13 protein-coding genes and 2 pseudogenes are annotated in these 15156 nt (G+C 36.9%); 11 read left to right on the top strand and 4 right to left on the bottom strand.

Features of this window, described 5'->3' with window-relative positions:
* Positions 1 to 62 precede the first annotated feature (62 nt).
* On the bottom strand, positions 63 to 635 hold the full coding sequence (locus tag EJK17_RS10165) for a LysR family transcriptional regulator (RefSeq protein ID WP_103662540.1): 573 nt from the start codon (positions 633 to 635) through the stop codon (positions 63 to 65).
* A gap of 120 nt (positions 636 to 755) precedes the next feature.
* Between EJK17_RS10165 and EJK17_RS10160 the strand changes: the two genes are divergently transcribed.
* Positions 756 to 1844 (top strand): NAD(P)H-dependent flavin oxidoreductase, encoded by a 1089-nt coding sequence (locus EJK17_RS10160; protein WP_161494935.1) that lies wholly within the window; start codon positions 756 to 758, stop codon positions 1842 to 1844.
* A 57-nt stretch (positions 1845 to 1901) separates the two neighbouring features.
* Here the strand turns inward: EJK17_RS10160 and EJK17_RS10155 are convergent, their stop codons facing one another.
* Entirely contained in the window at positions 1902 to 2414 is a 513-nt protein-coding gene (locus EJK17_RS10155) for a hypothetical protein (protein WP_103662538.1), read from the bottom strand.
* Between the two features lie 229 nt (positions 2415 to 2643).
* On the opposite strand from EJK17_RS10155, the gene EJK17_RS10150 reads away from it, so the two are divergent.
* Genes EJK17_RS10150 through EJK17_RS10135 form a run of 4 tightly spaced genes read left to right on the top strand, consistent with a single transcriptional unit; the run spans position 2644 to position 5999 of the window.
* The gene (locus EJK17_RS10150) at positions 2644 to 4542 is read left to right on the top strand and encodes a heavy metal translocating P-type ATPase (protein WP_103662537.1); all 1899 of its coding nucleotides are present in this window, start codon (positions 2644 to 2646) and stop codon (positions 4540 to 4542) included.
* Positions 4543 to 4566: 24 nt separating this feature from the next.
* Positions 4567 to 4794 (top strand): heavy-metal-associated domain-containing protein, encoded by a 228-nt coding sequence (locus tag EJK17_RS10145; protein ID WP_103662536.1) that lies wholly within the window; start codon positions 4567 to 4569, stop codon positions 4792 to 4794.
* Between the two features lies 1 nt (position 4795).
* On the top strand, positions 4796 to 5341 hold the full coding sequence (locus EJK17_RS10140; RefSeq protein ID WP_103662535.1) for a ferritin family protein: 546 nt from the start codon (positions 4796 to 4798) through the stop codon (positions 5339 to 5341).
* A gap of 19 nt (positions 5342 to 5360) precedes the next feature.
* Positions 5361 to 5999 carry a Crp/Fnr family transcriptional regulator gene (locus EJK17_RS10135; protein WP_103662534.1) on the top strand — a complete coding sequence of 213 codons (639 nt, stop codon included), beginning with the start codon at positions 5361 to 5363 and terminating at the stop codon, positions 5997 to 5999.
* Positions 6000 to 6070: 71 nt separating this feature from the next.
* On the opposite strand, the pseudogene EJK17_RS10130 reads toward EJK17_RS10135, so the two are convergent.
* A pseudogene (locus tag EJK17_RS10130) lies at positions 6071 to 6961 on the bottom strand (HAD-IC family P-type ATPase); the annotation flags it as partial.
* Between EJK17_RS10130 and EJK17_RS10125 the strand changes: the two are divergent.
* Positions 6946 to 8268, top strand: coding sequence for a glycoside hydrolase family 1 protein (locus EJK17_RS10125; protein ID WP_246011983.1), 1323 nt, complete (start codon positions 6946 to 6948; stop codon positions 8266 to 8268). The pseudogene EJK17_RS10130 and the gene EJK17_RS10125 overlap by 16 nt on opposite strands.
* A 428-nt stretch (positions 8269 to 8696) precedes the next feature.
* On the opposite strand, the gene EJK17_RS10120 is transcribed toward EJK17_RS10125, so the two are convergent.
* On the bottom strand, positions 8697 to 9467 hold the full coding sequence (locus EJK17_RS10120) for an SEC10/PgrA surface exclusion domain-containing protein (protein ID WP_127796401.1): 771 nt from the start codon (positions 9465 to 9467) through the stop codon (positions 8697 to 8699).
* Between the two features lie 691 nt (positions 9468 to 10158).
* Between EJK17_RS10120 and EJK17_RS10115 the strand changes: the two genes are divergently transcribed.
* The 5 genes and pseudogenes from EJK17_RS10115 to EJK17_RS10095 all read left to right on the top strand — a co-directional run bounded on the left by EJK17_RS10115 (position 10159) and on the right by EJK17_RS10095 (position 14912).
* Positions 10159 to 10812 carry a GntR family transcriptional regulator gene (locus EJK17_RS10115; protein WP_127796400.1) on the top strand — a complete coding sequence of 218 codons (654 nt, stop codon included), beginning with the start codon at positions 10159 to 10161 and terminating at the stop codon, positions 10810 to 10812.
* Positions 10805 to 11444: pseudogene (locus EJK17_RS10110) on the top strand (NAD(P)H-binding protein). The gene EJK17_RS10115 and the pseudogene EJK17_RS10110 overlap by 8 nt, the downstream one beginning before the upstream one ends.
* A 377-nt stretch (positions 11445 to 11821) precedes the next feature.
* Positions 11822 to 12601 carry a hypothetical protein gene (locus tag EJK17_RS10105; RefSeq protein ID WP_103662531.1) on the top strand — a complete coding sequence of 260 codons (780 nt, stop codon included), beginning with the start codon at positions 11822 to 11824 and terminating at the stop codon, positions 12599 to 12601.
* 104 nt (positions 12602 to 12705) lie between these two features.
* Positions 12706 to 14046, top strand: coding sequence for an MATE family efflux transporter (locus EJK17_RS10100; protein ID WP_103662530.1), 1341 nt, complete (start codon positions 12706 to 12708; stop codon positions 14044 to 14046).
* 44 nt (positions 14047 to 14090) lie between these two features.
* The gene (locus EJK17_RS10095; RefSeq protein WP_103662529.1) at positions 14091 to 14912 is read left to right on the top strand and encodes an aldo/keto reductase; all 822 of its coding nucleotides are present in this window, start codon (positions 14091 to 14093) and stop codon (positions 14910 to 14912) included.
* The last annotated feature ends 244 nt before the right edge of the window (positions 14913 to 15156 follow it).

The following is a 15156-nucleotide window of genomic DNA, read 5'->3' as shown; positions in this document are numbered from 1 at the left end:
TTTATTTCTATGTTGCCCAAATGTATTCAAAATGCGTTAGAAGAGCCCGCCTAAAAACTAAATTAGGCATAACAAAGCCGGATCCCATAAGGAATCTGGCCCGTTTTAGTGCTTTCAACTTTCAGAATAAAAACATAAACTGGCTTACTTGGAAGAGGTAAAGTGATCAAACCGCTATCAATATATTTACGACCGATGATTAAGTCAAAGTGGTGGTTGGCAATAATTTTAACAGTTGGTTCCGCAATCGGATTACTCGAGAGATTGAAATAAAAAGTGGGATCTTTTTGACTACGCTTAGTCAAAATATCGAGCACAGCTGGATACAAAAATGGGTTTGTAATCAAAAGATTTAATGGCCGTTCTTGATTAGCTTTATTTTGTAAAAGCGCCTTTTTAAGATCTAATTCAGCTTCATAGATAATTTGGAGATGTTCCAGTACTAGTAGCCCGCTTTTAGTTAAAGTAATTGGCGTTTCTTTACGATTAACTAATGTGGTGCCGTATTCTTTTTCAGCTCTTTTTAAAACTTTGGATATATAAGGCTGACTTAAATATAATTTATCAGCGATTTCTGACAGTGTCGAAGAATAATTGCAAGCTTGTAAAATCGTATAGAGAAGATTAGTGTTCATTTTAGTATTCCTATTTGGTTATAATCTACTATTTAAAAGGCATTAGTCTCGGTGTTTCTTTGCCTTTATAATAACATATGAGTTAATTAAAAGATGATTTTTAATAAAGAGGCAAAAACTATGACGAATCGTGTTGCAGAATTATTAGGTGTTGAAAAACCAGTTATTCAAGCTGCTATGGCATATTTAACTAACGCTGAATTGGTAGCTGCTGTTTCTAATGCTGGTGGGTTTGGTGTCCTAGCAATGGTCGCACCAGGTCAAGATCATTATGCCCCAGATGTTGCAACTAGAATTAAGGAATTGAGAGCAGAGGTTAAGAAGACTAAAGCTTTAACTGATAAGCCTTTTGGCTTAAATGTATCACCATTTGGCCAAAAGAAATCAGATGTCGATGCCGCTAGTAGCGCCAGCCAAAGTAAGTCAGTTTCATTGACTGACCAAGCTAAGATGGGTGCTAATGATACAGGTGATGACGTTGAATATGATATTAGTGTCGACCAAATGACTGTCGGAATTTTGCAAGTTGCAATCGATGAAGGCATTAAAGTTGTAATTGCTAGCGGTGTGTTAATTCCTGAATGGATCGATAAGTTCCACGAAAACGGAATTAAATACATTTTCCGTCCAGCTACACCACGGCCTAAGATTATTCAAGAAGCAGTCAAAGCTGGTGTTGATGCGATTATTGCCACTGGTTTTGATGAAGGTGGAACGGTACCTGCAAATGTTGTCGGCACTTTGCCAACCATTCCACTGGTTAAAGATTATGCTGGTGATGTCCCAGTAATTGCAGCTGGTGGGATTGCTGATGAAAGAACCGCCAAAGCTGTTAAAGATTTAGGCGCTGAAGGTATTTATGCCGGAACAGCCTTTTTAGCTTCAAAAGAAGCACCAATGGCTGATAACATTAAGCAAAAGATGCTTGATACGACTGCCGAAGAAATGGTGATGTTTAGAGCACCGAATAGTTTCTACCGTTCTTTACCTGGTGAATTGCCGAATAAGTTAGTTCAAATGGATAAAGATGGTGCTACCGCTGACGAAATCTGGACTGCTTCCGGTAATTATGACAATTTACGGCAAGGGATGCTCTTGGGGAATTTGAGTAAAGGAATCGCTTCTTTTGGTTTAGGAATTACCTTTATTCATGCTATTGAGCCTGCTGCTAAGATTGTCGATCGTTTAAGTCATGGCTTTAATGCATAAATAAAAAAACAGGACAAACAAAAACTCCTAGTTCAAAACAAACTAGGAGCTTTTTCATTATTTAGTCAATTTATGTACTTTGTGAGCCAAAACCATTTCCTTATTACGGTCAGAGTAAATTGCATTCTTCAAATAGTTGATTGGCTTCTTCCAGATTTCATGAGTAGTTGTAAACAAGAAATCTGCGTGGTGATGATCTAAGTGATTCAAATATCTTTTAGCATTTTGAATCTTGTGATGATGATCAATGGATAGCTTAGGTTGGAATCCAGTTACTTGCTTTTCATCGTTGTAAACTGGATAAACTGTGTGATGCCATTTGTCGAGGTGGTGGGTATTGTGCGCACCAATCTCTTTACTAATTTTGACAACATCTTCTTTAGTAGCGGCTTTATATTTGCCGTTCAGTTGGGAATTTTTATCAAAATAGTAATTGCCTAGACCATCTTGTCGAAAAAGTTGAATATTCTTAACTGCTTTATCTTTGTCATTAACAGTTATCTTTAATACATCACCGTTTTTGTGGTTCATTAAGTACATATCGTGGTCAATAATGTAATTGTCTTTCATGATAAAAATTTCACCTCTTTAAATCTATCTGAACAACTATTATAACGGTTTTTGAAATTAAGTGTAGTAAAAAAGCCTATTTTTTGAGATTTTTTTAAAGTCCTTAAATTAAGGTAACGATAATTATAAGGAATGTATATTGAATACATAAGTTTATAATTTCTTGATAACCATCAAGTTTTCTTTCATCTTCTGTTTTTACACTATTAACAGTACGAGGGAGGAAATTATGGTAAAAATTCAGCAATTTTTCTATCAAAACAAAAAAACAATTTTGATTGTCAACACCGTCATGTTGCTCTTAGCAGAAGCAGCCAAATGGCTTTTAGAGCTAATGTTGCCGTATCAAGTTTTAATGTTTATTGTCGGCGTAATTGGCCTTATTCCGATCCTTTTGACGGCAATTTCTTCATTAAAGGTCAAACTGATCTCAATCGACGTCTTAGTTTCTTTAGCTGTTATTGGCGCTTTTATCATTGGCGAGTTCAATGAAGCAGCGATTGTTACTTGGCTTTTCATGCTTGGTGACTATTTAGAAGAACTTACTTTGAAAAAGACGCGCTCTGCGGTAGCTGATCTAACTAAAATGGCACCAAAAATAGCGCTCGTAATTCAACCTGATGGCTCAACTGAAGAAGAAGACGTCGACTTTATTGATCCTGGCGAAAAGATTTTAGTTAAAGCCGGTGATCAAGTGCCAGTTGACGGCAAAATTGTTGCGGGGAACGGCTATTTAAATGAAGCTAGCGTTAATGGTGAATCTAAATTAGCTAATAAGACGCTAGGGCAGCAGGTGTATGCCGGAACGATTTTAGAAGATGGAACCTTAACAGTTGAAGCAACTGCAGTCGGTGAAGATACGACTTTCGGTAAAATCATCGAAATGGTCGAAGAAGCCCAAGACTCAAAGTCACATGTTGAAAAGCTAATCAATCGTTTTTCTAAGTATTACACACCGTTAGTTTTAGTGATCGCCTTAGTGGTTGGCTTAATTACACGTGACATCAAGTTAGCGATTACCGTGATGGTGCTTGGCTGTCCCGGTGCCTTAGTGATCGGTGTGCCAGTTTCAACTGTCGCCGGGATTGGTAATGGTGCTAAAAACGGCATTATGTTTAAGGGTTCGCAAGTGATGGACCAGATGCGTCAGGTAGACGAAATGATTTTTGATAAAACGGGCACATTGACTGTCGGTCATCCCGAAGTTAGTCAAATTGAAATTCTTAAGGGTCAACGAAAGGAAATTATCGATTTAGCTGCTCAGATTGAAGCTAATAGTAATCACCCGTTGGCACAAGCAATTGCTAAACTAACAAATAGCGCTCAGTTTAGCGGTAAAGTCCAAACTGTTAAGGGAAAGGGCGTTATTGCTTATGGTAATCAAGCTTATTATTTGGGTAATTTAGCTTTAATTAAGGAAGAAGTTGGCGAAAATATCCAATTAAAAGAGACTGTTGCGCATTTGAGTAAATTGGGGAATTCGATTGTCATTTTTGCTAGTCAAGATCAAACCCAATTAGCGGTCTTTGGAATTAAAGATCAATTGCGGCCAGAAGCTAAGACAGCCTTAGAGCAGTTAAAGGCAAATGGTATCAAGAAGCTAGTCATTTTATCAGGTGATAATAAGCAAACTGCTCAGCAGATTGCTAGTGAGTTGCCAATCGATGAAGTGCATGGAGAAATGTTGCCTGCTGACAAGGCGGAATTGGTTAAACAGGAGCAAGCTCAAGGTCATCGCGTTGCCTTTATTGGCGATGGAATCAATGATTCACCCGCTTTAGCTAATGCTGATCTAGCTTTAGCAATTGGGAGTGGGACAGATGTCGCTGTTGACGTGTCCGACATTGTTTTGGTTAAAAATGACTTACGCCAAATTGCCTATGCTTTAGTTCTTTCTAAGAAGACGGTAAGTAATATGAATCAAAATATTTTTATTGCTTTATTAACCGTGGTCTTGTTATTCATTGGCTTATTTGCTGGTTATGTCGAGATGGCTAGCGGCATGTTAATTCATGAATTGAGCATCTTAATTGTCATCATTAATGGGATGAGATTAATCAAATTTCACCAAAAAGTTGATCATCGTCAAGTTTTTGCACAAAGAAAGCCAGTAGAATTAAAAGCATAGAAGTACAGAAAGGATCGATAAATTATGCAAAAAGTAATGATGAAGTTGGGCGGGATGACTTGTCCATCATGTTTAACTAAGATTGAAAAAGCAGTTGACAGTGTTGACGGGACTGGTGAAATTAAGGTCTTATTCAATGCCGGTAAATTAAAGTTTCAAATGAACCCTGAACAAACTAACGCCGATCAGGTTAAGGCTGAAATTGAAAAGATGGGTTATGAAGTTCAAGGAGTAAAGGTAAAGGATTTATAAAATGACAGCAGCAGAACAATATCAAGCCGAATTAAAGCAAAGCGATATCGATCACCATACGCCAACCGCTGAAGCAATGGTTGGTCACATTATTAGTAATTTGTTGATTCATAGTTTAAAGATTAATCAAGCCAAGCTGTTTGCTCGCGGCCAAGAAAGCCTCTTTTTAAACCAAAAAGCAGCCGAATGGCAAGCTTATGAAATGCAAGAATTTAACCAGCTTAATCAACTTTTATTCAATAATGGAGAAAGCATCCCAACGACAACCGACCAGTTTAAGGAATACACGATGCTGGAGGAAGATGGTGCGACTAAGTATGAAGCTGGCTCAGAGCAATTATTTGCTTTAGTAAAAGACTTTGATACCCAAATTCTTTTTATTACTAAAGCCATTGCCTTGGCTGACAAGGAAGATTGGCCAGAATTAAATCATAATTTAGTTACCTTACTGGCCTGGATTAAAGAACAAATTCGTCTTAGTCAAAACTTTTTAGGCCACGATTTACGCGAAGGCTTGTATACTGAAGAAGACGACGATGACTTTTAGTTGATAAGGAGTCTTTAACTTGCAGGCAGATCTTTGCGTTAATTTGGTCCCACTTTTTAAATCTTTACCGCTGAGTGATAAAGAAGAACTTGAAAGCTTAGTTCAACACCATCATTATCAGCGTCAGGAGTTGGTAATTGATCCCGCTACCAGTAATAATTTGGTCATTGTAGCCCATGGTAGTGCGCGGTTATATTATTTAAACTCTGATGGTCGTGAAAATGTGATTGGCTTGTTAAAAACTGGTGATTATGCTGGTGAGGACTGGCTATTTGGTAAAGAAAACGAAAATACTTATGTCGAAGCAACAGAAAATAGTGAGGTTTGTTTATTAAGCCGGCAAGATTTTCTTAACCTAATTAAGGCGCGTCCTGAACTTAGCGTAAAAATGTTAGAACAAAGTATGCTTAAAATGGCAGGGATGCAGCGTCAGATTGAATTGCTGTCTTTACCTAAAGTTGAAGATCGCTTATTAAGTTATTTAAGTGCTTATGCCGAAAAGATCGGAAAGAATCAATTTTCGCTGCCATTGAAAATGAAAGACTTAGCTTTATATCTGGGAACAACACCAGAAACCCTGTCACGCAAGTTTGCTTTATTAGCTAAACAAGGGAAATTAACGCGGAATTTGCGTCAAATTACTTTACTCGAAAAATAAATTGGTAAAAGAAAATCCTAGTTCAATTGAGAACTAGGATTTTTTCTATATCTATCTATATCTATCTATATCTAATCAATTACGAGTTTAGTGTTTTTTTGCTTTAAACGGCTAGTCAATTTAACCAATTCTACTTGGGCAATTGATAGCAAGCTTAAGCAGATTACTACTAACCATTGTGCTCTTGATAAAGCAGTTACGTAAAATATGTTTTGAACAGCTGGAACAAACAGGATCACAGCCATTAAAATTACTGAAACGACAAAGGAAATGATTAACCAATAATTAATTCCCGTCGAGCGGCGCCAAATGGCTTCAGTATTGGAGTGTTGATTAAAGCTGCGCAACATTTGGGACAAGGCCAGAACAGCAAAGGCCATTGTTTGCCCGGTAACCGGATTATCAGTTTCAGCGCCAATCCAGTAAGCAGTTAAGGTGAGGAAGGCTACGAATAAGCCTTGAGAAATAACGCGAATCACTAAATCTTTTTCGAATAAGGTTCCTGACTTAACTGGTTGGTGCTTCATAATGTTGGGACTGGCTTGATCAACACCTAAGGCTAAAGCAGGTAAAGTTGCTGTAGCTAAGTTAACCCAAAGAATATGGATTGCCAGTAGTGGCGCATCCCAGTTGAAGATGGTGGCCACCGTTAGAGTTGAAATCTCCGCGATGTTTCCTACTAATAAAAACTGAATGATTTTTTGAATGTTGCGGTAAACGCGGCGTCCTTCTTTGATTGCGGTCGCAATCGTGGAAAAACTATCATCCAATAAAATCATATCCGCAACATCTTTAGCAACGTCGGTTCCAGTTTGTCCCATAGCGATCCCGATATCGGCTGCTTTTAAAGCAGGAGAGTCATTGACTCCGTCACCGGTCATCGCTACTACCTCTTGATTGCGTTTTAAGCTTTGGATGATGCGTAATTTATCACTGGGAGATACTCTTGCAAAGACAGTTACGTTATGTTTTTGATTATTGGTATTCCATCGATCCTAAAGCCTTTTATCAAGGTGTAGGACCAGACACAGCTTCCAACTTCTACAATGATTACAAGTCGGATCTAAAGCTAATGCGCGAAGCAGGCATTAAGAACCTGCGGACTTCAATTCAATGGTCACGCTTAATTGATGACTTTGAAGAAGCAACGGTGAACCAAGACGCAGTTGATTTTTATAATAATGTCATTGATGAAATGTTAAAAGATGGCATTACGCCTTATATCAACCTTTGCCACTTTGATATGCCAATTGAATTGCAAAAGAAATATGGTGGTTTTGAAAGCAAACATGTAACAGATTTGTATGCTAAGTTTGCTGACAGATGCTTCGAATTGTTTGGCGACCGGGTAAAGAATTGGTTTACTTTTAATGAACCAAAAGTCATTTTGGATGGTGGCTACTTGTATAAGTTCCATTATCCATTAAAGGTTGATGGTCCTTTAGCTGTGCAAGTTGGCTACAATATTAACTTAGCTTCAGCTAAAGCGATTAAGAAGTTCCATGAACGTTTTGGAAAAGATAGTGAAAACAAGATCGGTATTATTCTTAACTTAACACCTGCTTATCCAGCTTCTCAAGAAAAAGAAGACTTGGAAGCAGCTGAGTTTGCTAACTTATGGTGTGATGATATGTTCTTGGATCCAGCGATCAAAGGACATTATCCTAAGAAATTAGTCGAGATCTTAACCCGGGAGGGGGTGATTTGGGATTCAACACCTGAAGAGTTGGAATTGCTTAAAGAAAATACCATCGATCAATTGGGTGTTAACTTCTATCAACCGTTTAGAGTTCAAGCGCCAGCAATTTCGCCTAAGAGTTTGCAGGATTGGATGCCTGATATCTATTGGGACAACTTCGAGATGCCTGGTCGTGTGATGAATGTCGATAAGGGTTGGGAAATTTACCCTAAGGCTTTATACGACATTGCTATTAATATTCGTGACAATTATGGCAATATTGATTGGTTTGTTTCTGAAAATGGGATGGGTGTCTCACGCGAAGAACACTTTATGAAAGATGGCGTAATTCAGGACGATTACCGCATCAACTTTATTACCAATCACTTGAAGGAACTTTATAAAGGAATTCAAGCTGGCTCAAATTGTCATGGTTACTTTGTCTGGACTGGGATTGATTGCTGGTCCTGGGCTAATGCTTACCGCAACCGCTATGGCTTGATTAGTAACAACATCCATACCCAAGTTAAGACACTCAAGAAGTCAGGGCATTGGTTTAGAAAGCTGAGTGATACTAATACGCTCGAATAAATTTCATTTCTTCTCCCTCTAATTAATTAAACTTAATAAGTAAAACGAAAGGTACCGTTAATTCACGATAGGTGAGTTAACGGTATTTGTTTGTTCAAAAGTGCTTTTGATCGAGGCAAAATCGGGTTTTAAAGCGAGTGATTTTACGATTAGTATAAGTTAACCAAGTTAGATAAATGCAGCTTGTAATGTCGATTTTAGATGATTTGAAAGGTGAAAATTTGAACTGAGATCTTTGATTATTTAGCTAAGAATGGCTAGGTAATCATCCGTTGTTACTAAATCTATATATAAAAACTAAACTACCAAATTCAACAGAGAAAAGGGCATAAAAAAAGAATTCAAGGGACTAATCTTGAATTCTTTTTCTTATCTTTATTAGGACTAACAATCATCGACTATCTAATTGCTAATCGGATTAGGAAACATTATTTATTAAACTTCTTGTAGTTTTGGATATAACGCTTAGCAACACCCATCATGTGGACAGAGATCTTGCTTGAGTCGCCTCTCAAACCTGAGAAGGACATACCAAAGTATTTGGTCTTAGCGTCATAACCCTCAGCTGAACGTAAGCCAAGAAGGTCACCAGCGTGTTGCCATTCAACATAGCTAGAAGGTCTACTCATATCAGCTTTGCTACCAGCGAAACCACCGAACAACATTTGTTTAACGTTGAAGTAGATTTGGTTCTTTAAAGCAGCAATGGTACGAGTTTGACCATGGAAGTCAGATGAAACAGGTAAGCCAGCTTCATCTTCATAGACTTGACCAACAGTTGAGTTAAGTCCAGATTGCTTTGCGGCACGTTTAATACCTGCAATGTAGTGATCTGAATCCCAAACTGAACGGTTGTGGCTGTAGTATTGCTTAGCAGTACGGTCAGCAAACTTTAATGCACCCTTCTTGTAAGTCCAGCTCTTTTTACTCATTTGGTGACGAGCTTGGTTAATCAAGTCCATTGCAAAGTGACTAAGCATAACTTTATCACTTTGGCTTAACTTAGACTTGTCTGAGTGGGACATTCTGCCACTGTTTGCCTTTAAAACTCTGGCTTTGGTATAGCCTTTACCTTTTGGTAAAACAATTGAAGCTGCGTATGCTGTATTAGTGGTTGTGTTGCTAGTCAATGCAACACCGCCTAAAGTCAAAGCTGCAGCAGCACTAAATAAAGTTGCGAATTTAATAGTCTTCTTCATTTTCCTAATCCCCTATAAAATTTACGTCTCATTTAAGCTATACAATATGTTAATTCGACTTCGTACGAGAAGTAGTCGGTTTCTCTGAAGCCTTAGTCCTTTAAGTCTCTTCATGTATAAGAATAGCATTTGGGTAGGGGAAGTCTATACTCGAATATTTAAAATAACAGTACGGGATTATAAAAACACAAGCGTAATTTGCAGAAAGGTGATAGCACGAGAGAATAAGCAAATTATAAATAACCTATACGAATCAAACAATAACTTCAAATATTTTTAGAAAAAATCAAAATATATACAAAATTATATTGAAATAACGATTGATATCAAAATACTAGACAATTTTCAAAGTAAGAATCCTTTAACATCAAGGATTATAGCAGATAAAATAATCAAAACTATATTTGGATAGATAAAAATGTGAACAATAACAATTGTGATTAATTTTCTTAACTATTAGAACATTTCTCCTAAAAATAGCGTAAAATGTGTTATTTTTAATTAAATTACACATGAATTAGAACTCTATTTTGAACGACTGTATATGCGTATAGTTAATGAATAAATTGAAATTGGTGATAAGAGAGATGTTATTAAAAATACCTGTATACAGGTTATTTAGGGTGAAGTATTGCTTATTAAAGATAAGGAGAATACTATACAAATGTAAGTAGATGAAAGGAGGAAGAAGATGAGCAATGAAGATAAAGCCTATCGTTATCTAAAACAGCAAATAATCAATGGTAAGTATCAACCTGGACATGTTTTATCGGAAAATCAAATGTGTATCAAATTGAACATGTCGCGGACACCAGTTAGAGAAGCTTTCAAAAAACTAGAAAATGATGGGTTGCTTGAACGAGATGGACAAGAAACTCGTGTGACTCAAGTTACTTTGGCGGAATTAAAAGAAAACTACGACTTGCGATCAATGCTAGAAGTTTATGCGTTAAAGAAGTCATTCGCTAATTTCGATCAAACTAGATTAAATGACTTTCGGTTAAAGTTTGAAAAAGCACTGAATGATAAAGATTGGACTAGTTATTTAGAGTTAGATGCACAGTTCCATCAATATTTGACGCATAGTAATGATAAAAGTGTGCTACAAAAGAATTTAGATTTATTGAAGAGTCAAACTAACCGTATGAGATATGCGATCCGCGATGATCAGAGATGCATGATTTCATCAGTTGATGAGCTTTTGCAGATTATTGCAGCCATTAAAGAAAACAATCAAGCAAAGGCCGTTGCTCAATTGAATAAGCATGTGAAAAGTGTATATGATTGGGAACGCATATATTTAGAACAACAAAATTTAAATAAGGAGGAAAAGAACCATGACTAAAGTGATCGTTTTAGGTGCACATGGGCAAGTTGCACAAATTACAGAACAGTTTTTGTTTGCTGATAATGATATTCAAACTACTTTATTCTTGAGAAATGCGCAAAGATTAGCAAAAGATAAGGATAAAGCCACTATCATTGATGGTGATACTACTAATGAAGCAGAATTAGAAAAAGCAATTCAGGGCCAAGATATTGTGTACGCTAATTTAGGTGGTACTAATACCATTGTTAAACAAGCCGAAGCCGTAATTAAGGCGATGGATAAAACTGGCGTAAAACGCTTAATTTGGATCTAAACTTTAGGTATCTATGATGAAGTTGCTGGAAAATTTGGTGAATGGAACAAAACAACCTTAGGAAATTACATTACTGAATATGCGAAAGCTGCAGCATTAATTGAAAAATCTGACTTGGATTATACGATTATTCGTCCAAGCTGGATGACTAATAAGGATGAAGTTGATTATCAAAAGACTAAGAAAGGTCAGCAAATCACCAATACTGAGGTTTCTAGAAAATCAGTTGCATCATATATCTATGAGTTAATTAAGAATCCTAATGAAGATTTGAAGGAATCTATTGGTCTTGAAAAAAACAGGTACTGAGGGCGACAAACCAAGTTGGTATTAATAGTAGCTTTACATAATTTTTATAAATGAAAAGTATGAGTCAAAATTGCGTCAAATTAACGTGATTTTGGCTTTTTATATTTAATGGATTCTCTATTTGATATATGTCCAGTCAGAAATAATAATTTGAACAAGAGATAACTGAAAACAGAATTTTTTAAAAATAATTTCTAAAGTTTGACTTAATAACTAAATTTTTGAAAAAATCTATTAATATGAAGATACGAATAAATTGCAGCTGTTAAGGCATTATCTTGAGAAATGCCTGCGTATTTTTGTTAAAACATGAATTTTAATCAAACATGTTGATAAGCCTCTTTTGGCAGAAAATGTTAAAATTTATGGTATCAATCAGTTTATAATTCCTGAGGTTTAAACATGAAAAATAAATTTATTAAATATTTAGCTGGTGCAAGTTTAGTTCTTGCCCTTGGCTCATCAGTATCTGTAGATCATGTATTTGCTGACGATCAAAATACCAGCGATAATTCAGACACAGATACACAAAGAAAAGTTTCAATTCAAAATTTATATGCTGTTGCCATTGATGCTAAAACTGGCAAAGTCATTCAGCGCAGTTTGATTGCTACTGAACATGGTTATACTGATAGCCCTGCACGTAATTTTTCGATTGACTCATATCCACAAATTAATGGTTATAAAATTAACGGCAATCCTTCTAAATCAATTTCTGTTGATTGGGATAATCCTAGCGGTGTAACAACAATTAAGGTTTATTACACGCCTGAAGGTTCGCAAGCTGCTGCCAATTCTTCAGCAAACACCACTCAAACCAACAATAATCAAGTGCAAAAGCAAACTAAGCAGGCTAACAAACAAGATCTTTATCATCTCTACCGTGCCTATATTGGTAAGCCAATCGGTCCAGATAAAGCTTTGACTGCCAAAGAAAAAGCAGCCCTCTCTCCTGCCACTAAGAAAAAGTTAGCTCAGTTTGGTGATTTGGATGCTAATAGTAATGATCAAGGTCAACCAAATAAGACTAATAAGAAGAAAAAGAAAGCTAAAACAAAACTTAAAGTTAAAAAGGCGGCCACAAAAGGTCAATTAAATCCAACTACGATAGTTTCTTCAGCCGTTGGAATTTTAGTTGCTGCAGCTTTAATTGTTTATGGCGCATTACATTTGAAGAAATAAATGGATAACCGATAATCCTCTTTTTAAGGATTATCGGCTTTTTTTGCCCATTTTTTAGTAGTTCTTTGTTTTATAATAATTAGGTATAAGAAATGAGGTAATTTATGGATGAGTTGTTTGCTAAAGCGCCGATTAAGAAGGTTTATTTTAAATTAGCGCTTCCCGTCGTGTTAGGAATGATCACGACGATGATTTATAACTTAGCCGATACAATGTTTGTGGCTAAGACCGGTGATACTAACCTGGTAGCTGGAGTGACGATTGGCGCTCCACTGTTCACCTTTTTGATGGCTGTATCTGATATTTTTGGCTTAGGTGGCAGTTCGCTAATTTCACGTTTGTTTGGTGAGAAGAGGTATGACCTCAGTAAACGCGTCAGCAGCTTCTGTCAGTATGGTGGCATTATTAGTGGGATCATTCTGACGATCATTTTACTTGCCTTTGAACACCCAATTCTTAACCTATTAGGTGCTAAGCCCGCCACTTATGCTGATGCAGCTGACTTTTATCGAGTAATTTCGCTTGGTTCTGTGTTCATCATTTTTTCACTAATTCCGCAAAATCTGATCAGAACTGAAGGCTTAGCGCTAGAAGCGATGATTGCGACCATGACCGGTACGATCCTAGCGATCATTCTTGATCCTATCTTCTTGTTTGTTTTAAAAATGGGTGCAACAGGTGTTGGTATTGCTAATATTTTAGGGTATGTAGTCACCGACTTATTACTGATTTATTTCACCGTGCGCAAAGCCAACTTTATTAGTATTGATCCGAAATTGATGAAAATTGATGGCAACTCAATCAAAGATGTTATTGCGATAGGGATTCCTGGTTCGATTACTAACTTTGCGCAGTCATTTGGCATGGCTTTATTAAACAGTTCATTAGCTGTTTATGGCGCTAATAAAGTTGCCGCAATGGGAATTACCCAAAAAATCTATAATATTGTCATTTTGGTAATCGTTGGTTTTGCCTTTGGTGCACAGCCATTGATTGGCTTTAACTATGGTGCTAAGAACTGGACCAGATTAAAAGATATTCTTCATTTTGATATTTTGGTTCAAGTTGTTTATGCTGTTGTGTGTGGCGGATTATTGATTATTTTCGCTCGTCCCGTTACTGCTCTGTTTATGAATCAACCAGATATCGTAAATGCTGGTAGTTATATGTTAATTGCCTGTCTCGTGACGACACCACTAGTTGGAATTGTTTTAGTTTATACAACAGTCTTTCAATCGATTGGCAATGCTTGGGCCGCCTTTATTATGGCTATTGCACGGCAAGGAGTGATTTACTTCTTTGCCCTAGAGGCTTTAGATAAATTGGTTGGTTATCACGGAATTGTGTGGGCACAAGCTGTTAGTGATGCCTTAACTTGTTTGATTGGCTTTATCATCTATCGCCGCAGTTTAGATTTGAAAGACAAAATTAAAAGTGATAAATGAAATATTTTAGATTATGTTAAGTAGAACTTGAAAGAAGGAATTTTTTGCAATATTTTACTCTAAATGATGGACATCGCATCCCTGCCCTTGGCTTTGGGACTTACCGCTTAAATGGCTCAGCTGGTGCTACTGCTGTAGAAGAAGCACTTCAAAATGGTTACCGTTTAGTTGATTCAGCGGCCATGTATGACAACGAAGGTGCAGTTGGCTATGCTATTCGTCATAGCAGTGTTCCGCGAGATCAGATTTTTGTCACTTCAAAGTTAATGGGTAAAAATCACTCTTATGAGTTAGCTATTAAGCAAATTCAAGAGTCCCTTTTCCGAATGGGCTTAGATTATCTTGATCTTTTCTTGATCCACTGGCCTAATCCGAAGAAAGATGATTATGTTGAAGCTTGGCAAGCTTTAATTGATGCGCAAAAGTTTGGTCTGGTCCGTTCAATTGGAGTATCTAACTTTGAACCTGAACATTTGACTAAAGTTATTAAAGAAACGGGAGTAACTCCTGCAGTTAATCAGGTAGAATTACATCCCTACTGGTCAAGCAAGGAAACACGTGAATTTGACCAAAAGCACGGCATTATCACTGAAGCATGGAGTCCTCTTCAACGTGGTGGTGAAGCCTTTAAAGAGCAATTGGTCAAAGACCTAGCTGAGAAGTATCATAAGACTCCTGCTCAAATTATTTTGCGCTGGGAACACCAATTGGACATTGTACCTATTCCTAAAGCTAGTTCTTATGCTCATCAAAGTAGTAACTTAGACATTTTTGATTTTACTTTAACTGACCCAGAAGTAGCGGCAATTACAGCCCTTGACCGTGCTGATGGGCGCCGACTTGATCCAGCTGAAGTTGAAGGATAAGAAAAAATATAATTCCTTAATGTTTAATTTATGCAAAAAAGCAGACATACCAACATTTACACTGGTATGTCTGCTTTTTAAATTGGGGTTCGTATTTGACAATGTAAATTAGTCTTCATCGTAAGCGTCAAAAACTGAAGTACCTATCTTCTCCTTTTCTTTCGTCCTATACTTGTCTTATCAATTTTGAGGAGGCAAATTTTATGAACGATAAACACGATATTGTACCTTTAACAGATAAAAA

The sequence above is a fragment of the Lactobacillus xujianguonis genome, from assembly GCF_004009905.1.
GTDB classification, from domain to species: Bacteria; Bacillota; Bacilli; order Lactobacillales; family Lactobacillaceae; genus Lactobacillus; species Lactobacillus xujianguonis.
Note: the sequence above shows the minus strand (reverse complement) of the source record. Positions and strands in the feature narration are given on the sequence as shown.